Origin of the sequence: Mammaliicoccus lentus (assembly GCF_947036595.1) — a bacterium.
Classification (GTDB): Bacteria; Bacillota; Bacilli; order Staphylococcales; family Staphylococcaceae; genus Mammaliicoccus; species Mammaliicoccus lentus.
Genome location: NZ_OX344834.1, coordinates 873408 through 894379 on the forward strand (window position 1 = coordinate 873408; position 20972 = coordinate 894379).

A 20972-nucleotide genomic window follows, 5' to 3' on the forward strand; every position below is an offset into this window, starting at 1 on the left:
ATAAAAAAACAGCCTCCCAATATAATGGGACGCTGTTTACGAGTCCCATTCAAGTAGAAATAGGACTTAAACCATACAGTAAATTGCAAGTTACTGTTGTTCGAGTCCTACTGAGCGTAATAAAATTACTATTAAGCTATATTCAGTTGTCGGTTTATGTGCCGTCATATAGAATTTCATTACAACTCGTCCTTTCTTCTTAAATGAGAATCTTTATTTTTCGATATATTTTGAATAATTAAAAAATTTATGTACTAAATTTAACCCATATTTCGGTACATGTCAACAGAAGATTTGGATTTTTCTAAATATTTAGACAATGTAAGCGCTTTAGTGATAAAAACCATTCATTACCCAATTTTTTAATTATTTGTTATAATAATTCAGTTAGTTTAACTTAGTAAAATTAAAGGTAGGTGTTACATTTGTATATTGAAGTTCAAACATTAGATCAAACTAAAAATATTGCAGAAAAATTAGCAAGGCATGTATCGAAAAATGATGTCATTTTGCTTAATGGTGATTTAGGGGCAGGTAAAACGACATTTAGCCAATTTTTTGGTAAAGCTTTAGGCGTTAAGCGAAATATTAATTCACCTACCTTTAATATAATTAAATCATACAAAGGAAAATTGCCTTTTCATCATATGGATTGTTATAGATTAGAAGATAGCGATGAAGATTTAGGTTTTGATGAGTATTTTAATGGTGATGGTGTTACATTAATCGAATGGAGTACATTCATTGAAGATTATCTACCTGAAGAGAGATTAGAAATTAATATTAAGAGATTAGATGAGCATACAAGAACGTTTGAAATTGTTTCAAAAGGTGAACACTATAAACAATTGAAGGAGTTGTTAAATAATGACGACATTACTGATTGATACTTCCAATCAACCATTAGCCGTTGCAATTATGAATGAAAACCAAATATTACTTAATCATCAATCAAATATAAAAAAGAATCACTCGTTACAATTGATGCCGGTAATTGAGAATATGTTAAAAGAAGCCAATATTGTACCTAAAGATTTAACTGAAATTGTAGTAGCGAATGGACCAGGTTCTTATACGGGATTAAGGATTGGTATCACTACAGCTAAAACTTTAGCATATGCACTTAATATACCAGTTTATGAAGTGTCTTCTTTAAAAGCCTTGGCACATACAACTGATATAAAAGAAATGCTAATCGTCCCTATATTTGATGCAAGACGTAATCATGTCTTTACTGGTGTATATAAGTATGAAGATAATGTATTAACAAATGTAATGGAAGATACGTACATCTCTATAGAAGCACTTAAAGAATACTTGGAGTCATTAAACAAAACATATATATATGTAGGGAAAGATGCTGAGAAGCTCCAAGATCAATTAGCAGGTGAAATAAAATCTTATTTACCAGATGCTTCTAGAATGTATGATATAAAAGAAGAACCTGTTAAAAATGTACACGAACTAAAACCACGATATTTAAAATTATCAGAGGCGGAACAAAATTGGAAAAACAATCAGACAACACGTTAGAAATTAGAATAATGTCAATGGAAGATGTCCCTCAAGTTTATGAAATAGAAAAGCAGAGTTTCACTAATAGTTCGTGGTCGATGGAAGCTTTTTATCATGAATTAGAGAAGAATGAATTTGCTCATTATTTTGTAGTATCGCTAGGTGAAGAAATTATTGCTTATTGTGGTTTGTGGCTCGTGATAGATCAAGCACAAATTACGACGATTTCAGTAAGTAGAAATTATAGAAATAGCGGAGTCGGTCAATTGTTATTAGAATACGTAATGAACTTTGCGAGTTCAACATGCACAACAATGAGTTTAGAAGTAAGAATTGAAAATGATGTAGCAAGACATGTATATGAAAAAGCAGGGTTTACTTATGGTGGCGTCAGAAAAAATTATTATGGCGACGGAGAGGATGCAAAAGTAATGTGGGTGAGTCTAAAAAATGTGTGAATCTATAATATTAAGTATTGAAACAAGTTGTGATGAAACTGCAGCTAGTGTGATTAAAGATGGTAAAGAAATATTAAGTAACGAAGTCGTAACACAGATGATGACACATAAGAAGTTTGGTGGAGTAGTACCTGAAGTAGCGAGTAGACAACATGTAGAAGTGATTACTCGAGTAGTCGATGAAGCTTTGAAAAATGCAGAGATGACTATGGAAGAGATAGATGCCATTGCTGTTACAGAAGGTCCAGGATTAATTGGGGCATTATTGGTAGGTGTAGCGAGTGCTAAAGCTTTAGCATTTAGTTACCAAAAGCCATTAATCCCAGTACACCATATTGCTGGTCACATATACGCTAACAATCTAATTCAGCCTCTACAATTCCCATTAATGGCGCTAATTGTATCAGGTGGTCATACAGAATTAATTTATATGGAAGATCATTTAAACTTTGAAATAATAGGTGAAACAAGAGATGATGCTGTAGGCGAAGCATATGATAAAGTAGCTAGAACAATAGGATTACCTTATCCAGGTGGACCAGAAGTAGATCGATTAGCAGAAATTGGGCAAGATAATTTAAATTTCCCAAGAGTATGGTTAGAAAAAGATAGTTATGATTTTAGTTTTAGTGGTTTGAAAAGTGCTGTTATAAATACACTTCATAACAAACGACAAAAAAATGAAGAAATTATACCCGAAGACGTAGCAACAAGCTTTCAAAATAGTGTTGTAGAAGTTCTTGTAGGTAAAACGATGTCTGCCATTAAAGAATATAAAGTAGACCAGCTAGTCGTGGCAGGAGGAGTTGCCGCAAACAAAGGGCTTAGAAAAGTATTGGCGCAAGAATGTGAAAGAGAACAAATAGAATTAAAAATACCACCTCTAAATCTCTGTACAGATAATGCTGCGATGATTGGTTCAGTAGCTCATTACCTTTATATAAACGGTAAGACAGCGGACATGAAGCTTAATGGAAAAAGTTCATTAGATATAGAAATGATGGATTAGAGTTGTTTTTAAACAATAAATTTTCTATTGGCAAGCTTGCACGAACAAAATCGTAAACTATAAAAAATAGGCATATCACTTTTAAACTGAAATAATCAGTTAAGTGATATGCTTATTTTTGTTTCAAATAGGCATGTATATGATAAATCTATTAAATACTATAAGTATTAAGATAATGCTATTGTTTTCGTGAATACTTACCTTCACTATTTGTGTAATCAGTGTAGTCTTGTATTCTTTCCTCATATTCATCTTTAGTTATAATTTTAAGATTTAGTAATTCTTTAGCCTGGGTTGAATAGCGCTCTATATTTTCATTATTTTCTTTCATGAACTACCATCCCTTCTGTTTCATGTCAGACCAATGATTAGTGAAATTAGCCAATTTAATAAAATATATAAATTTTGAAAATTAAAAAGAAATTGGTTACCTGAATTATAAGGCTTTTTAGATTTTAAATCTACTAATATTTTCTATATTATTAAAAAATTATGTTTAAATATATTTTTAATTAATAATCTTTACTTTCTTAGTATTAAGTACATGCTTAATTAATAAAGTCAATACGGAACATTTGTACTTGTGCACAAGTTAAGCACATTTTGTGGATAAACTAGGTATATCTTTTTAAATATTTGTGGATAACTTATTATTAAAAAGAATGGTTTGTACAATTTACCTGTGGATAAGTAGGATAACTCTGTGGATTACTAGTAAAACAAGACTTTTTAATGTGAATAAAAATGTGGCTAAATATAAAAAATAAAAGTATTAGAGTGTAAAAATAACTCTAATACTTTTAAATTAATCTAATTGATTTTGTATTTCTTCCCAATTATTCATACTTTCTTCGAGCAGATGTTCTGTATCTATTCTTTGTTTATTAATTTGATTACTCTTTTCAATATCATTAAATACTTCAGGCAAAGTAAGTTGATATTCATAATCTTCTATAAGTGATTCATATTCAGATATATTACTTTCTATTTCTTCAAGTTGTCTTTCTAATTTTCTTTTTTCTTTCTTTTGTTGTTTCTGATTGATATAGAAGTCATCATCATTAGTAGAAGCGGTTTGCTTTTTGTTACTTTGTTCATAGTTTTCGATTGCTTCTCGTTGCTCTAATTTTTCTAAGTAATATTGATAATCTCCCTGGAATAATTCGTTACCATCAGCAGTAATATGAAATATTTTGTTAGCAAGTTCATTAATAAAGTAACGATCATGAGTTACAAATAAGAGTGTACCTTCATAATTTTGTAGAGCTTGTTCTAACATTTCTTTTGAATCAATATCTAAATGGTTTGTAGGCTCATCTAAAATGAGTAAGTTATTTTTTTCTAACATGAGTAATGCAAGCTGTAATCTAGCTTTTTCTCCACCAGATAAATCATTGATTATTTTTTTAACTTCTTCTTGTGTAAATAAAAAACGCCCAAGAATCGTTCTAATATCTTTTTCTGGCATATGAGAATATTGATTCCAAACATAATCTAAAATCGTTAAATTAGATTTAAATTCAGCTTGTTTTTGATCGTAATAACCGATTTGGACATTGGAACCATAACGTATATCACCAGATAATGATTCTAGTTTTTGGGCAATCGTTTTTATTAATGTGGATTTCCCAATACCATTTGGACCGATTATAGCAATTCGGTCGTGTCTTTTTACCTCTAAATTTATAGGGGGTGTAATGCGATCAGAGTAGCCAATTTCTAAGTTTTTAACAGATAAAACATCTTCACCCGTTGAACGGTTAATTTCAAAAGCTATTTGAGCGCTTTTAGCATCTAGCCTTGGTTTTTCGATTTTTTCCATTCTTTCAAGAACTTTTCTACGACTTTTTGCCATACCACTTGTTGATGCTCTCGTTATATTTTTCTCAACAAATGTTTCTAATTTTTTAATTTCACTTTGCTGTCTTTCATATTCAGCCATTACTTTTTCATAATGGGCATCTCTTTCTTTTAGAAATTTACTATAATTGCCGATATAACGCTTAACAGAACCAAGTGCCACATCATATACTTGATTAACAATTTTATCTAAGAAATATCTATCATGACTGATGATGACAATAGCACCCTTAAAGTGTATTAAATAATTTTCCAACCATTCTGTAGTTTCCATATCTAAATGGTTTGTAGGTTCATCAAGCAGCAATAAATCAGGTTCGCGTAATAACATTTGAGCCATTGATAACCTTGTTTTTTGACCACCGCTAAATGAATGTATTTCTCTATCAAAATCTTCTTCAGTAAAATTCAAACCTGTTAACACTGTTTTTATTTTACTTTCATATTGATACCCATCTAATAGTTCATATTGATTAGATAAATATTCATATTGCGATAACTGTTCTTTATATTCTTCGCTATCATACTGTTCAGCATGTTCGCTTAACCATTTTGTTAAGTTATTCATTTTCTGTTCTAGCTTTATGATATGTTCGAAAGGTTTTCTCATTTCATTCATAACAGTATCGGAAGAATCTAATGTCATTTGTTGAGTTAAATAACCCATTGAAACATTTTTACCTTTAGAAAAGTTTCCAGAGTCATATGATTCAGTGCCAGCAATAATTTTCATCAATGTGGTTTTTCCAGCACCATTTCTGCCGACGATAGCTATTCTTTCGCCTGTTTTGACTTCAAAATCGACATCTGAAAATATTATGTCGCCGTCAAAAGACTTTTCTAATTTATTTATTTGTAAAAGTATCATATCTACACCTCTCTATTACTTATTATTCTACATGAAAACACTAAAGAAATGTATCTTATTTGCATACAATATTTGTATAGTTATTTCAAGAAAAGTTTGATATAATTAACCCAATAGATGTGAACGCAATCACATTATTTTATAGTAGAAAAGGTGAGGATTTTGGCGAAGAATGATGTGAAGATCCCAAAAGCAACTTTGAAACGATTGCCACTGTACTATCGATTTGTAAGCACTTTGCATAATTCAGGTGTGGACCGTGTGTCTTCAAAAGAACTTAGTGAAGGTCTCAAAATTGATTCAGCGACAATTCGTCGTGATTTTTCATATTTTGGAGAACTAGGCAAAAAAGGATACGGCTATAACATCAGTTATTTATTAAAGTTTTTCAGAACAACTTTAGAGCAAGATGATATGACAAAAGTAGCTATTGTTGGTGTAGGTAATTTAGGTACTGCACTCGTTAACTATAACTTTACGGTTAATGATAGAATGCAAATTGTAGCAGCTTTTGATCAATCTGAAGATGTAGTAGGTAATATGGTAGGTAAATTAACGATTGATAGCATGGACGATTTCGAGAAAGTACTTGAAGAACTTGGTATTGAAGTTGTAATATTGACAGTACCACAACAAGCTGCACAAAAAGTTGCAGATAGAATAACAAAAGCAGGTATTACTGGAATACTGAATTTTACACCTCAAAGAGTAAACGTACCTGAGAAAGTTCAAGTACATCATATAGATTTAGGAATAGAACTACAATCTTTAATCTTCTTTATGAAGAATCAATAGGAGGGTATCAAGATGGAAGCATTAGCGTTTATCAATACTGTCGGCATTTCAGGACCAGTTAGTTTATTATTTATAGGGGTAGTTGCACTGATTATTTTCGGACCGAAGAAATTACCACAATTCGGAAGAGCAATGGGTTCAACTTTGAAAGAATTTAAAGACGCTACAGATGGCATGACAAACTTCGACGATAAGAAAAATAACGACGAACAAAGTCAGGACAAAGAAGTTAAATAAAGCACGGACATAATGTTCATATAAATGTGGCGGGAATCCTGCCACATCTTTTTTTAGATTGGAGGTAAAGCGGTGAATAAAGACAACTTAACATTTGTCGAACATTTAGAAGAATTGCGTAAACGTATAATGGTAGTTGCTTACTTTCTAATCGGGGGATTAGTAATAGGTTTTTTCTTTGCAAAACCAGTCATTCATTACATTACGAATGATGATTTTACTCAATCATTAGAACTAAATGCTTTCAGAATAACGGACCCTCTTACAATATACATAGCAATGATTGTCGTAATAGCTTTTATAATTGTCTCACCAGTTATCTTATACCAGTTATGGGCTTTCATATCACCAGGATTACATCCAAAAGAACAAAAAGTCACTTTAAGTTATATTCCTTTTAGTTTAGGATTATTTATCATTGGATTATTGTTTTCTTATTTTGTTATTTTCCCTTACTTAATTTCGTTTACAATGGGATTGGCAGACGATATGGGCATTAAACAAACGATAGGCATTAAAGAATATTTTAGTGAGTTGTTTAAATTTACTATACCTTTCGGATTTGTATTTCAACTGCCTATACTGCTATTGTTTTTAACGCGATTAGGTATTGTGACACCAATGTTTTTAAAGAAAAACAGAAAATATGCATACTTCATATTATTAGTCTTAGCTGCTTTAATAGCACCGCCAGACTTTATGACACATATACTATTCACGCTTCCTATGATTGTACTGTATGAAATAAGTATTTTGATATCTAAGGTTGGATATAAGAAATATTTAAAAGCAGAACAAAAACTTATGGAAGAAGAATTAGGTATGGATGAAGATGAAACAGAAAAGAGCTAGGGATGTAAATCCTTATCTCTTTTTTTGGATTGGATTGATCAAAAAGCAAGAGTTGATATTGTTGTTTGATTAAGTATTATATAAATCCAAGTAGTGGCTCCTTATTAGATTTAGTATCTCAATAATCCAAGTACACATACCTTTATTGGATTTTCTACCTCAATAATCCAACTAACTATACTCTTATTGGATTAACGATGACAATAATCCAATTAACCACACTCTTATTGGATTTACTCCAACAATAATCCAATTAACCACACTTTTATTGGATTTACTACAACAATAATCCAATTAACCACACTCTTATTGGATTTACTAAGACAATAATCCAATTAACCATACTCTTATTGGATTTACTCCAACAATAATCCAATTACACATACTCTTATTGGATTTACTCCAACAATAATCCAATTAACCACACTCTTATTGGATTTACTCCAACAATAATCCAAGTAATCATGCTTTTATTGGATTAAGTAACACGTAAACTTAAGAATTAACTTTTTTTCTGGTTCAAACCTAAAAGTAATACACTTTCGAATATCTTCACGAGGAAAATCTAAAGTAATATATGATTTAAGAGTCGCTATAATAGCAATAAACTTAAGAAAAATGGAAGATATAAGAACTATAAAACCAAGTCTGAGACACAATTATGTCCTAGACTTGGTTTTATTTTGTGCTGTATAAATTTTGTAATCAAATAGTAACTTGAAAAATCCAGAAATATGATATAATATTATTCCTATCGTTATAATCAGAATAGGAGTTGTTAAATGAAATGATCTGGATGATAATTAGTGGTTTAATTGTTGGTATATTACTTGGCTTCGTTATGCAAAGAACAAGATTTTGTTTAACTGGCGGATTTAGAGATATGTACGTACAGAAAAATAATAAAATGTTTTATGCTTTGTTAATTGCTATTTCAGTTCAAAGTATCGGGTTATTTACTTTAGTAGGTTTAGGCGTATTTAAACTAGAAGCTGCAACATTTCCTCTAGTTGGTACAATAATAGGATCATTTGTATTTGGTATAGGTATTATACTTGCTGGAGGATGTGCAACTGGTACTTGGTATAGAGCTGCTGAAGGCCTTATTGGTAGTTGGATTGCTTTAGTTCTATATGGTGTAACTGCTGCAATTATGAAATCGGGTCCTTTAAATCCATTACAAGAAAATATAAATTCATATACAGTTGTGAATTCAAATATGGCAGAAACATTAAATATTCCAGTATGGATTTTAATAGTATTATTAGTTGGTATTACAGCTTACTTTGTTACAAAGACATTAAAAAAACCAAAAATAGCTATACCTCAATTGAAACAAAAGCATACGGGTATTAGACATATATTATTTGAAAAGAGATATCATCCATTTGCTGCTGCTGTAGTAGTAGGATTAATTGCATTGATTGCATGGCCAATGAGTGCATCAACAGGTAGAATTGGTGGTTTAGGCATTACAACACCATCAGCAAATATCGTTCAATTTTTAGTTACTGGCGACATGTCATTAATTAATTGGGGTGTATTTCTAGTATTAGGAATCTTTGTTGGTTCTTACATTGCAGCTAAAGGTTCAAGAGAATTCAAATGGAGAATGCCGGATACTAAAACGATTCGCAACAGTGTTATTGGTGGAGCTTGCATGGGTGTAGGAGCATCATTAGCAGGTGGTTGTTCTATAGGTAACGGTTTGGTATCAACTGCAGCAATGAGCTGGCAAGGTTGGGTTGCATTACCTTCAATGATTGTTGGAGCATGGTTTATGAGTTACTTTATCTTTGTTAAGCCTAGAAAAGCAAAACAAACAAAAACACAAGTTTCAACTCAAAGTATATAATTAAGGAGTGTTTATAAATGGTACATGAATTAGGTACAGTAGGAATGGTTTGCCCATTCCCATTAATTGAAGCGCAAAATAAAATGGACGAATTACAAGCAGGTGAACAATTAAAAATAGACTTTGATTGTACACAAGCAACTGAAGCATTACCAAATTGGGCAGCGGACAACGGTTATCCCGTAACTAATTATGAACAAGTCGGCGATGCTTCTTGGACAATAACAGTAGAAAAACAATAATTTTATAAATTGTGTTTGGCTGAGACATTTTTGATGTTTCAGCCTTTTATTTATTAAAAAAATGGTTTTATATAATGAAATGAAAGTTATGTATATCTTATATTTTGGTTATTTATTTTTAGAGTAATGGAAACGGTTTTATGATAGAATGTTTCTTTGAGAGGTGTATTCATGAAGACTATAAAAGATATTGCTAAAATGGCAGGTGTATCTAAAAGTACTGTCTCTAGATACTTAAATGGCGGATCAATTAGCAAAGTAACAAGAGAAAAAATACATAGAGTTGTAGAAGAGACAGGTTATAAACCTAATCAGTTTGCGCAAAGTTTGAAAGCTAAAAGAACAGGTTTAATAGGAGCAATCGTGCCTAGATTAGATTCTTATGCGACAACTGAAACATTAAAAAGCATAGAATCTACATTATTATTACAAGATGTACAAACAATGATTGTAAATACTGATTTATCAAAAGAAAGAGAAATAGAGTCTATTTATACATTGGCCAAAAGAAAAGTAGATGGAATTATATTATTAGCTACACATATTTCAGATGATCATCTCAATGCAATAAATTCAATAGAATGCCCAGTCATTATAGTAGGACAATCTCATGAGCTATTATATTCAATCGTACACGATGATTATCATGCCGGCGAACAAGTAGCGAAGTGGATTATAAAAAACAATTATAAGCATGTCACTTATATAGGTGTTTCTGAATACGATGTCGCAGTAGGTAAGACAAGGAAAGATGGATTATTTGTATCATTAAAAAACAACGGCATTGTACCTAGATTTATTGAAAGTACGTTTAGTATGTCTGATGCACAAGAAGTCGGAAAACATATTGAGGTTCGAGATAATGAAGTTATTGTGGCAGCTACGGACAACATCGCGTTAGGAATTTATCACTCAGTGTTAAACGCTGATTACGATATGCCTAAAATTATTGGCTTTGGTGGTAATAAAATCACAAAAATTATCGCACCTATTATACAAACAGTTTCGTTTAATTATAGAGAAGCGGGTGAAACATCAGTTGAAGTATTACAAAATATTTTAAATGGTGAAGAAGTTAAAAAGCTTAACGTAATAGATACTCACTTTGAAGAGCAGTAAAGAATAAGTTATGATAAAATAACTGAGTAATATAAAATGGAACCGGTTCAAAATTAAAGTAAGGAGAATGGTAATGGTTAATTGGACACGTGAAGAACGATATACAAAATTATCAGATATAACAGAAGAAGAATATTTAGAGCTACAAGAAAAAGTAAATCAGTCTGAATGGCGTCAAATTTTTCATATACAGCCTAAAACAGGGTTATTAAACGACCCTAATGGTTTAATTTATCATAATGGTAAATATCACATATTTCATCAATGGTATCCATTGGGTGCAGTACACGGTATTAAATATTGGTACCATTACATAAGTGATGATTTAATTCATTTTGAAGACAAAGGAATAGCCTTAGCTCCAGACACATCGTATGATAGTCATGGCGTTTATTCTGGTAGTGGTTTTGATTACAATGGTAAACTATATTTAATGTATACAGGTAATGTAAGAGATTCTGAATGGGAACGTACATCTAATCAAATGATAGCAGTAGAACAAGAAGACGGTTCTTTTAAAAAATTAGAAAAACCTGTTATAGAAAGTAGCCCAGAAGGATATACTGAACATTTTAGAGATCCAAAAGTATGGGAACAAAACGGCAAGTATTATGCTATATTTGGTGTTCAAAGAGAAGATGAAACAGGTACAGTTATTGTCTATGAATCAGAAGATATTAAAAATTGGAATTTTAAAGGTGAACTGAAAACAGAATTAAATGAATTTGGATTTATGTGGGAGTGCCCAGATTTATTTGAATTAGATGGACAAGATGTACTCGTTTTCTCACCTCAAGGTATTGAAGCAGAGGACGATCGATTCGAAAATATTTACCAATCAGGATACATAATTGGGAATGTTAACTTAGAAGAACTGACGATGGAACATGGCCAGTTTAAAGAATTGGACCAAGGCTTTGATTTTTATGCACCTCAAACATTTTTAGATAAAGATGGAAAGCGTATATTAATAGGTTGGATGGGGTTACCTGAAATTGATTATGCGACTGATGATGAAGGTTGGGCACACTGTTTAACACTTCCTAGAGAATTAACGATAGAAAATAACAAACTTAAACAAAGACCAATTAAAGCATTAGAAAAATTAAGAAGTAATGAAGAAACTGCAGAAGGATATGCAAATAAGCATTCCGTGAAATTACACCCGTATGAAGGGAAACAGTATGAGCTCATTATAGACATACTTGATAATGATGCAACTGAAATCTATTTTGAAGTGCGTGTTTCTAAAAAGTGTTCAACGCAAATAATATATAACACAAAAACTAAAAAACTTACTTTAGATCGCTTTGAGAGTGGAGTAGTGAGTGAAGCGGTAGAAAAGGCTACAAGATCCACTGTTTTAGATAATGAGCTAAACCAACTTAGAATATACAGTGATACTTCTAGTTTAGAAATCTTTGTGAATGATGGAGAATGTGTATTCACATCAAGAATATTCCCTGATAATGATGCAGTTAACTTTAGAACATCTACAGAATCAGGACAAGTTTATTTGAAATTTACAAAGTATGATATTGAATTTAATAAATAGTATTAAAACTCTACACCTGTTGTTTTTAAAAAACAGGTGTTTTATTATGTGTAATAAGTTAGAGATTTATGAATAAGTTATTACAAAATATTAATTCTGTGTAACATATTATATATAAGCATAGAAAAGGTTTTAATTATCATTTATACTGAAATTGTAAAAAATAACAAGGAGGGGAGATCTTTATGAAGATATTTAGAAATGTATTTTTATCATCCGTGATATTATCTTCAATAGCATTTTCAGGTTATACAGTAAATAATGTTGATGCCAAGGAAACAATTGAAGATAATACGAAAGATACTTCTCCTAATACAAACAACGATGTAAGTAATGAAAAGATAGAGAAGCAAAAAACATCAGTACAAGATAAATCGACAGAAGAAGATAAATCAGAAGAGAAAAATACTGAAAATTCAACAGAAGAACCAAGTACAGAGGAGCCGGATAAAGGCGATACGAGTACGGAAGAACCAAGTACAGAGGAACCGGATAAAGGCGATACGAGTACGGAAGAACCAAGTACCGAGGAACCGGATAAAGGCGATACAAGTACGGAAGAGCCAAGTACCGAAGAACCGGATAAAGGCGATACGAGTACGGAAGAACCAAGTACCGAAGAGCCGGATAAAGGCGATACGAGTACGGAAGAACCGGATAAAGGCGATACGAGTACGGAAGAACCAAGTACAGAGGAACCGGATAAAGGCGATACAAGTACAGAAGAGCCAAGTACCGAGGAACCGGATAAAGGCGATACGAGTACAGAAGAGCCAAGTACCGAGGAACCGGATAAAGGCGATACGAGTACAGAAGAGCCAAGTACCGAAGAACCAAATAAAGGCGATACAAGTACGGAAGAGCCAAGTACCGAAGAACCAAATAAAGGTGATACAAGTACGGAAGAGCCAAGTACCGAAGAACCTCAAAATAATGGAGGAAATAACAATCAAACTCCACCACCAAATCAATCAAATAAAAATGATTCATCTTCAGAACCACCAAAATCAAATGAATCATCTAACCAATCTAAATCAGACAATTCAAAGGGAAACGATATAGAAAATTCTATACCAACTATGCCTTCTTATCCAAACACAGATGAAATAGGAAACTATCAACAAGACGGTATACAATCATCAGAACATTCTCCAAAATTCATTCCAGGTAATGCTGAAGAATATTATAATAAAATGGATAAAGATGTACTAGATTTAGTTACGAGTAAAGTGGGGACAAGACCAGATTTAGCAGAACCGAAATTTAAAAATCATGAGAAAACGACAGAAACAACTACAGTAGATAATGACCAGACAACTAAAAAAACGACACATGATTTTGAAAATGCAAGTGATAAAAAAGATATAACGAAACAAACTATACTAGGCATTTCAATTGCTATCGTCATTGTATTAGGTGCAATCATCGTCTTTATTATTAGAAGATTAAGAAGAACATGAAATAAAAAACAAGACTGAGACATTTATTTATGTCTCAGTCTTGTTTTTTTTATTCTATAATTATTAAAACTCTGATTGATCTATATTAAGCGTAGCGTCATATAAGTGGCTTACAATTTCTTTAACTGTACCTTCTTTAAATGGTGAGTTTAATTGTACAGAATTCATTATATCTATAAATGATTTTGAACCGCCGATTTGACATATTTTTAAGTAATCATTCCAAGCTTTATCAGGGTTTTCTTCATGTCTAATATAAAATTGCATGGCACAAATAGTTGCTAAAGTATAATCGATATAATAGAAAGGTAAAGCGAACACGTGACCTTGTCTATGCCAAAAACTACCGTTTATTAAATGATTAACACCGTCATAATCTTTATTCGGTAAATATTTTCGTTCTAAATCTGACCAAATTTTACGTCTTTCTTCTGGTGTAAGGTTAGGGTTCTCATACACTTTATGTTGAAATTCATCAATCGCAACGCCATAAGGTAAAAATTTAATATTGTCTTCTAAATGAGATAGCTTGAATTTTTCGGTATCTTCACCAAAGAATAATGACATCCAAGGATATGTTAAATACTCCATACTCATAGAATGTATTTCACATGCTTCTGAAGTTGGAAAATAATATTCTGGGACTGAGTATTTTAAACTTTCAAATACTTGAAAAGCGTGTCCCGCTTCATGTGTCATAACTTCTATATCACCTTGTGTGCCGTTGAAGTTAGCAAAAATAAATGGTGAATTAAAGTCATTTATTATCGTACAATATCCACCACTCTCTTTTCCTTTTTTAGCTTCTAAATCAAATAATGATTTATCTATCATATAATCAATAAACTTGCCTGTTTCATTAGAACGTTCATGGTACATTTTTTGAGCATTTTTAATGATTGCTTGTGTGCCAATTTGGGGTTTAGGAGAACCAGATTTAAAAGTAAAGTTTTGGTCATAAACTTTTAATTGATCGACATTAATACGCTCGGCATGTTGTTTATTAATTTGTTCGGTAATTGGTACAACATGGTCCTTTATTTGATTTCTAAATACTTCTACATCTTCTGCATTATAACCAATTCTTTGCATACGATCATAACCAAGTTGAATAAAATTGTTATAGCCGAGTTTAAGTGCAATTTCATGTCTTACATGAACAAGGTCATCGTAAATGCGGTCTATCTTTTCTAAGTGTTCTTCAAAGAATTGTTCTTTTGTTATGTATGCTTCCTTTCTAATATCTCTGTCTGGATTAATAAAATATTTGTTAAATTGAGATAGGTTCAGGTGTTCACCTTTATATAATATGTCAGCAGACGCAATTAATTTATCATATTCACTTATGAGTTTATTTTCTTTTACTAATAAATCATTAATAGAAGGATGATAAGTATTGAGTTCAACTTTAGCCAACTCAAATAACTGTTCACCAAAATGTGATACTAATCCGTCTTTATGTTTAGAATTCAAAAGTGCTTTATAAAATAGATTGTCTAAGTTTTGAATTCTTGGCATGTTTTCATCGAAAAAGTCACGTTCTTTATTGTAAAATTCATCGTTTGTATCGATGGAAGAACGGATAAGCGCAATGTTAAAATGCGTATCAGTGTGGTTACGGATTTTATTAATATCATCAACAAAACTTATTGCTTCCTCTAAAGTATTTGCAGATTCAAAGTCTTTTAATAACGACTTTATGTTTTGTTCCTTTTCTTCAATATTAATATGTTCATACTGAAATTCGTTAAATGTTAAGACCATATAAATACCCCCTCATTTCTTATATTATAACTTATTTTACAAATTATAACTTATTACTTTTAATATAATTAAAATTTTGATTATTATCAATAAAAAATCCCTAAACCCTTGAATTTAACCAACGGAATAGGGATGACTAAAACATATTCTAGATTTAAAGCATATGAATAATAGTGTTGTAAATTAAATGTGCCATTTGAGACTGTTTTTCTAATTGGTCTTGAAGATCATCTTTTAAAAAGATTTGTCCAATTACTACGACACCATTCATTCCCATATGTGCAATAATTGGAACAATGATACGTTTTGTTAATACATAAAGACCACTGAAAACTGTGCCCATTACAACGTAAATTAAAGTGTGCTCTGGATCAGAATGCGCTAATGAAAACACAAACGAACTAACAAGAACAGCAATGATAAAACTTAGCCAAGTAGGTTTTTTAATCATATTAAAAATTTCACCAAATATTAATTTACGGAAAATTAATTCTTCTAAAATAGGTCCAGCTAAAACGATATATAAAATTAAAATATGAGATTCCTGTGCTATTTTCATTAAGTTCTGGGTATTGCCACTTTCAATAGGTTGATTAAATACGTAAATATTTATATAAGCAGCTATCCCTTGTCCGAACATAGCAAGAAATATACCGGCGATACACCAAAAGATAACGTATAACCAAGGTTCTTTAGTTTGTTGTTCGAGTCGAGTTGGATTTTTAATATTTGAATTCATATACCATAATATTAATACCGTAATGATAGCTGTAATTGCCATCCATGTTAATGAAATCTCCAATCGTGTTGTATTGGATAGATTAGCATTTGCGTATATAGTATTTGGCACGATTGCGATTGTTTGTACAATTACAAATAGTAAAAGTGTAGTTACATTGACTGTTAATCTTTTAAATTGCATTTCTATAATTTCCTCCAAAAATAAACATGTTAATATTGTATCGTATTTTTGTAAAAAAGAGAAAAGTTTAAGTTATTTTACTTGTAATTTTGACCAAGTTTGATTATTATAAAAATATAGTTAGCACTTAACTATTAAGAGTGCTAATATTAAAAGCGCCAAGGAGGATTTTATAAATGTTAAAACCATTGGGAGATAGAATTATTATCGAAAAAACAGAAAAAGAACAAACTACAGCGAGTGGAATTGTATTAACAGATTCAGCTAAAGAACAGTCTAACGAAGGTAAAGTTGTAGCTGTTGGACCAGGTAAACGTTTAGAAGACGGTACAAGACTGACTGTTGATGTATCTGTTGGTGATCAAGTTGTTTATCAACAATACGCAGGAACAGAAGTTAAACGTGATAAAGAAACATATATTATCCTTTCAGAAGATGATATTTTAGCAATAGTTGAACAGTAATTGATTAAAAATTGAAATGAAACATTGATATATAATTAATGGAGGTATTATAGATGGCTAAAGAACTTAAATTTTCAGAAGATGCACGTCGTTCAATGTTAGCAGGCGTGGACAAATTAGCTAATGCAGTTAAAGTAACATTAGGACCTAAAGGACGTAATGTTGTTTTAGATAAAAAATTCACTTCACCACTTATTACAAATGATGGTGTAACAATCGCTAAAGAAATTGAATTAGAAGATGCTTATGAGAATATGGGAGCGAAATTAGTTGCTGAAGTTGCTAACCAAACTAATGAAGTTGCTGGTGACGGAACAACAACTGCTACTGTATTAGCTCAAGCAATGATTCAAGAAGGCTTGAAAAACGTTACTAGTGGTGCGAATCCAGTAGGTATTCGTGAAGGTATCGATAAGGCTGTTAAAGTTGCTTTAGAAGAATTACACGAGATTTCACAACCTGTAGAGAAGAAAGAAGAAATTGCACAAGTAGGTTCTATCTCTGCAGCTGACGAGGAAATTGGTAAATTTATTTCAGAAGCTATGGAAAAAGTAGGTAACGATGGAGTTATCACAATTGAAGAATCAAAAGGATTCAACACAGAATTAGAAGTAGTTGAAGGCATGCAATTCGATAGAGGTTACACTTCACCTTACATGGTTACTGATTCTGATAAAATGACTGCAGAATTAGAAAATCCATACATCTTAATTACAGATAAAAAAATCTCATCATTCCAAGATATTTTACCTGTATTAGAAAAAATATTACAAACAAACAGACCAATATTAATTGTAGCTGACGATGTAGAAGGAGACGCTTTAACAAACTTAGTACTTAACAGATTACGTGGAACATTTACTGCAGTTGCAGTTAAAGCACCAGGATTCGGTGATCGTCGTAAAGCAATGTTAGATGATTTAGCTATTTTAACTGGTGGTCAAGTTATAACTGATGATTTAGGTTTAGATTTAAAAGAAACAACATTAGATATGCTTGGTGAAGCAGGTAAAGTACAAGTAACAAAAGATGATACTACAATCGTTGAAGGTCAAGGCGATTCTGTTAATATCGATGCTCGCGTTGGTCAAATCAAAGCTCAAATTGAAGAAACAACTTCTGACTTTGATCGTACTAAATTACAAGAACGCTTAGCTAAATTAGCTGGCGGTGTAGCTGTAATCAAAGTAGGTGCAGCGACAGAAACAGAATTGAAAGAACGTAAGTTAAGAATCGAAGACGCATTAAACTCAACACGTGCTGCTGTAGAAGAAGGTATCGTAGCAGGTGGTGGTACAGCACTAGTTTCAATTTATAACAAAGTATCTGAAGTTGAAGCTAAAGGTGATGTAAAAACTGGTGTGAACATTGTATTGAAAGCATTAGAAGCACCATTACGCCAAATTGTAGAAAATGCTGGTTTAGAAGGATCAATCATCGTAGAAAAACTTAAAAATGCAGACGAAGGTATTGGTTACAATGCAGCAACTGAAGAATGGGTTAACATGTTAGATGCAGGTATTGTAGACCCTACGAAAGTTACGCGTTCAGCATTACAAAATGCAGCATCTGTTGCGGCTATGTTCTTAACAACAGAAGCGGTAGTAGCAGATATACCTGAAGACGAACCAGCTGCTCCAGATATGGGCGGCATGGGCGGAATGCCAGGTATGATGTAATAAAATAATACCATTACAATTCCTCTCGCCATTGTGGTGAGAGGAATTTTTTATGTTAAAATGAAATTAATTTGGTTAAGAGAGGTAAATAATATGATACGACAAGCTAAAAAGACAGATGCAGCTAAATTAAGTGAACTTATGTATATTATTTGGCATGATATGCAAATTCCGTTAGTTGAGAATAATCCAAAGGAAAAAGTATTAAAAATCATTCAACAAAGTATTGAAGAGGGCAATTATAGAAATCATTATAAAAACATGCATGTATATGAAGTAGAGGGAAATATTGCTGGCTTTATTAATTGTTATTCTGGAGATGAAGAAAAGCAACTCGAAGATAACTGGCATAATATTGATTTCAAAGAAGAATTTAAGTTGGAAGGAACGCCATTACCTGAAAAAGAAGCGAACGAAGGCGATTTATATATAGAATCTATAGCTGTATTTTCAGACTATAGAGGTCGAGGTACCGCAACTAAATTGATTGATTACATATTTGATTATGGTAGAAATCAAGGTTATGAAACAGTGACACTTAATTGCGAAGTAGATAATGAAGGTGCTATGAAATTATATAGAAATCTAGGATTTGAACCACTTCATGACAGAGTGTTAAGTGGACATGATTATAAATATATGGTTAAAAGTATTTAAAAGAAAGCATATTTAATTGGAGTGGGACAGGAATCTTATTTTCATAAAAAGGTTTCGTAGTCCCACTTTGCCAATATAACGTAAGTTCGAGAAATTGTTTATAGTTAAACATTTAAACTACTTTCGATAGCTAAGAGTTTTTCTTTTCTATCAACTCCGCTTGAATAACCTCCTAATGACCCGTCAGCTGCTATTACTCTATGACACGGAACAATAATACTAAGTTGATTTTTACCATTTGCATTAGCTACTGCTCTAAAGGCTGTGGGCTGATTAATATTTTCGGCTAATTGTTTATAAGAAATTGTCTCTCCATAAGGAATATCGCATAGAGCGTTCCATACTTTTTGTTGGAAAGGTGTACCAATATTAAAGTTTATCGGAACTGAAAACTCACTTAATTTACCATCAAAATATAAAGAAAGCTCTTGTTCTAACTTATCCAATATTTCATGATTTCCACTTGAAATATCTTCATTTAGCGTTTGCTTAATTTTTTCTGTTTCCTTTTCCAAACTATACTTATCATTAAAATGTAGTAATAATAAGTGCGTCTCGTCACAAATACCAACCATTTTACCCGCTTTTGTCTCAAATTCTTTTTGATATAGACTCATATAAAGCCCTCCTTTCGTAAATTTTAACACATGCTCATGTTATTGACTTTAAAAATGTAAGTGATATTATTACTATAAAACATATGAGTTTAATCGGGAATGAAAGGGAGGATTTATAATGAAAAGAAATATATTTTTATCAATGATTCTTATAGTATCCGTTATATTAGTAGCTTGCGGAAGCGGGGAAAAAGAGAAAAAGGAAATTACAATAGCAACATCACCAGGTCCATACAGTGAGCTATTTTTAAAAGGTATTAAACCAGAACTAGAAAATAAAGGATATACCGTGAAACAAAAAGATTTTACTGAATTATTACAAGCAGATGTTGCATTACAAGAAGGTAGTGTAGATGTAAATGTTGATCAACATAAAGCTTATATGGATACATTTAATAAAGAAAGAGATGCCAAATTAACAAATATTAACAAAATACCAACTGTACCAGCTCAAATTTTTTCAGAAGATAACAAAGATATTAAAAGCATAGAAAATGGAGACACTGTGGCTATTCCGCAAGATCCTTCAAATGCTGCCAGAGCATACCGATTATTAGAAAAAGCAGGTTGGATTAAATTAGATGCAGATAAAGATGATATTACAATTTCTAAAAAAGATATTTCTGACAATCCAAAAAATATAAAAATTAAAGAAATGGATTCAGCCAATATACCTAGAATACTAGGAGAAGTAGATTACGCAGTTATACCTGGATCAATTGTTTATGCATCAGATGTAGACCCTTCAAAAGGACTATTAAAAGAAGATTTAGTTAACGATTTATACTTACAAGTTGTAGTAAATGGAAAAAATAAAGATAAACAATGGGTAAAAGATATAAAAGAAGCATATAGCTCAAAAGGATTTAAAAAAGTATTCAATAAAGAAAATAAAGACGACTATTGGAAAGTACCAGATGAATTGAAGTAAGGAGTTAAAATCGTGATTAAAATCAGAGCGGAATGTTGCAAGACGAGCACCACGTGCAACATAGAAGGCTAGAATGTTGCAAGACGAGCACCACGTGCAACATAGAAGATCAT

The 20972-nt window shown here is 31.7% G+C and carries 21 protein-coding genes; 16 read left to right on the forward strand and 5 right to left on the reverse strand.

What is annotated here, in order from left to right:
- Window positions 1-425 precede the first annotated feature (425 nt).
- The 4 genes from tsaE to tsaD are packed head-to-tail and all read left to right on the forward strand — an operon-like array spanning window position 426 to window position 2982.
- Window positions 426-887: a tRNA (adenosine(37)-N6)-threonylcarbamoyltransferase complex ATPase subunit type 1 TsaE gene (gene tsaE / locus ACNMOQ_RS04230; protein ID WP_257504810.1), complete on the forward strand. Its 462-nt coding sequence runs from the start codon at window positions 426-428 to the stop codon at window positions 885-887.
- Complete coding sequence (tsaB, locus tag ACNMOQ_RS04235) at window positions 868-1533, forward strand: tRNA (adenosine(37)-N6)-threonylcarbamoyltransferase complex dimerization subunit type 1 TsaB (protein ID WP_416350275.1); 666 nt, start codon at window positions 868-870, stop codon at window positions 1531-1533. The genes tsaE and tsaB overlap by 20 nt, the downstream gene beginning before the upstream one ends.
- A gap of 11 nt (window positions 1534-1544) precedes the next feature.
- Entirely contained in the window at window positions 1545-1973 is a 429-nt protein-coding gene (gene rimI / locus ACNMOQ_RS04240; protein WP_369917454.1) for a ribosomal protein S18-alanine N-acetyltransferase, read from the forward strand.
- The gene (gene tsaD / locus ACNMOQ_RS04245) at window positions 1966-2982 is read left to right on the forward strand and encodes a tRNA (adenosine(37)-N6)-threonylcarbamoyltransferase complex transferase subunit TsaD (protein WP_218688119.1); all 1017 of its coding nucleotides are present in this window, start codon (window positions 1966-1968) and stop codon (window positions 2980-2982) included. The genes rimI and tsaD overlap by 8 nt, the downstream gene beginning before the upstream one ends.
- 178 nt (window positions 2983-3160) lie before the next feature.
- On the opposite strand, the gene ACNMOQ_RS04250 is transcribed toward tsaD, so the two are convergent.
- Both ACNMOQ_RS04250 and ACNMOQ_RS04255 read right to left on the reverse strand, forming a co-directional pair.
- Window positions 3161-3313, reverse strand: coding sequence for a hypothetical protein (locus ACNMOQ_RS04250; RefSeq protein ID WP_017001154.1), 153 nt, complete (start codon window positions 3311-3313; stop codon window positions 3161-3163).
- A 474-nt stretch (window positions 3314-3787) separates the two neighbouring features.
- A complete protein-coding gene (locus ACNMOQ_RS04255) occupies window positions 3788-5710 on the reverse strand; it encodes an ABC-F family ATP-binding cassette domain-containing protein (RefSeq protein WP_416350276.1) in 1923 nt (640 codons plus the stop codon).
- A gap of 162 nt (window positions 5711-5872) precedes the next feature.
- Here ACNMOQ_RS04255 and ACNMOQ_RS04260 point away from each other — a divergent pair, with 162 nt between their 5' ends.
- From ACNMOQ_RS04260 to ACNMOQ_RS04295, 8 genes are all read left to right on the forward strand, one after another.
- Window positions 5873-6505, forward strand: a complete 633-nt coding sequence (locus ACNMOQ_RS04260; RefSeq protein ID WP_026023746.1) for a redox-sensing transcriptional repressor Rex — start codon at window positions 5873-5875, stop codon at window positions 6503-6505.
- 12 nt (window positions 6506-6517) lie between these two features.
- Window positions 6518-6742 carry a twin-arginine translocase TatA/TatE family subunit gene (locus tag ACNMOQ_RS04265; protein WP_017001151.1) on the forward strand — a complete coding sequence of 75 codons (225 nt, stop codon included), beginning with the start codon at window positions 6518-6520 and terminating at the stop codon, window positions 6740-6742.
- A 72-nt stretch (window positions 6743-6814) separates the two neighbouring features.
- Complete coding sequence (tatC, locus tag ACNMOQ_RS04270; protein WP_194200057.1) at window positions 6815-7594, forward strand: twin-arginine translocase subunit TatC; 780 nt, start codon at window positions 6815-6817, stop codon at window positions 7592-7594.
- A gap of 787 nt (window positions 7595-8381) precedes the next feature.
- Complete coding sequence (locus ACNMOQ_RS04275) at window positions 8382-9449, forward strand: YeeE/YedE family protein (protein WP_017001228.1); 1068 nt, start codon at window positions 8382-8384, stop codon at window positions 9447-9449.
- 17 nt (window positions 9450-9466) lie between these two features.
- Window positions 9467-9691 carry a sulfurtransferase TusA family protein gene (locus ACNMOQ_RS04280; RefSeq protein ID WP_017001229.1) on the forward strand — a complete coding sequence of 75 codons (225 nt, stop codon included), beginning with the start codon at window positions 9467-9469 and terminating at the stop codon, window positions 9689-9691.
- Window positions 9692-9862: 171 nt separating this feature from the next.
- On the forward strand, window positions 9863-10810 hold the full coding sequence (locus ACNMOQ_RS04285; RefSeq protein WP_416350277.1) for a LacI family DNA-binding transcriptional regulator: 948 nt from the start codon (window positions 9863-9865) through the stop codon (window positions 10808-10810).
- Window positions 10811-10883: 73 nt separating this feature from the next.
- Window positions 10884-12365, forward strand: a complete 1482-nt coding sequence (locus ACNMOQ_RS04290; RefSeq protein ID WP_218688131.1) for a sucrose-6-phosphate hydrolase — start codon at window positions 10884-10886, stop codon at window positions 12363-12365.
- 185 nt (window positions 12366-12550) lie between these two features.
- Window positions 12551-13825, forward strand: coding sequence for an SdrH family protein (locus ACNMOQ_RS04295; RefSeq protein ID WP_416350278.1), 1275 nt, complete (start codon window positions 12551-12553; stop codon window positions 13823-13825).
- Between the two features lie 63 nt (window positions 13826-13888).
- Here ACNMOQ_RS04295 and ACNMOQ_RS04300 read toward each other — a convergent pair whose 3' ends face one another.
- Window positions 13889-15589 carry a M3 family oligoendopeptidase gene (locus ACNMOQ_RS04300; protein ID WP_239724899.1) on the reverse strand — a complete coding sequence of 567 codons (1701 nt, stop codon included), beginning with the start codon at window positions 15587-15589 and terminating at the stop codon, window positions 13889-13891.
- A 154-nt stretch (window positions 15590-15743) separates the two neighbouring features.
- Entirely contained in the window at window positions 15744-16511 is a 768-nt protein-coding gene (gene mroQ, locus ACNMOQ_RS04305; RefSeq protein WP_016999249.1) for an intramembrane glutamic endopeptidase MroQ, read from the reverse strand.
- Between the two features lie 176 nt (window positions 16512-16687).
- On the opposite strand from mroQ, the gene groES reads away from it, so the two are divergent.
- The 3 genes from groES (at window position 16688) to ACNMOQ_RS04320 (ending at window position 19311) form a co-directional block, all read left to right on the forward strand.
- A complete protein-coding gene (gene groES, locus ACNMOQ_RS04310) occupies window positions 16688-16975 on the forward strand; it encodes a co-chaperone GroES (protein ID WP_016999250.1) in 288 nt (95 codons plus the stop codon).
- 53 nt (window positions 16976-17028) lie between these two features.
- The gene (gene groL / locus ACNMOQ_RS04315; RefSeq protein WP_064204924.1) at window positions 17029-18654 is read left to right on the forward strand and encodes a chaperonin GroEL; all 1626 of its coding nucleotides are present in this window, start codon (window positions 17029-17031) and stop codon (window positions 18652-18654) included.
- A 93-nt stretch (window positions 18655-18747) separates the two neighbouring features.
- Window positions 18748-19311: a GNAT family N-acetyltransferase gene (locus tag ACNMOQ_RS04320; protein WP_416350279.1), complete on the forward strand. Its 564-nt coding sequence runs from the start codon at window positions 18748-18750 to the stop codon at window positions 19309-19311.
- A 104-nt stretch (window positions 19312-19415) separates the two neighbouring features.
- On the opposite strand, the gene ACNMOQ_RS04325 is transcribed toward ACNMOQ_RS04320, so the two are convergent.
- Window positions 19416-19928, reverse strand: a complete 513-nt coding sequence (locus ACNMOQ_RS04325) for a methylated-DNA--[protein]-cysteine S-methyltransferase (protein WP_416350280.1) — start codon at window positions 19926-19928, stop codon at window positions 19416-19418.
- Between the two features lie 118 nt (window positions 19929-20046).
- On the opposite strand from ACNMOQ_RS04325, the gene ACNMOQ_RS04330 reads away from it, so the two are divergent.
- On the forward strand, window positions 20047-20859 hold the full coding sequence (locus ACNMOQ_RS04330) for a MetQ/NlpA family ABC transporter substrate-binding protein (RefSeq protein ID WP_416350281.1): 813 nt from the start codon (window positions 20047-20049) through the stop codon (window positions 20857-20859).
- Window positions 20860-20972: the final 113 nt, after the last annotated feature.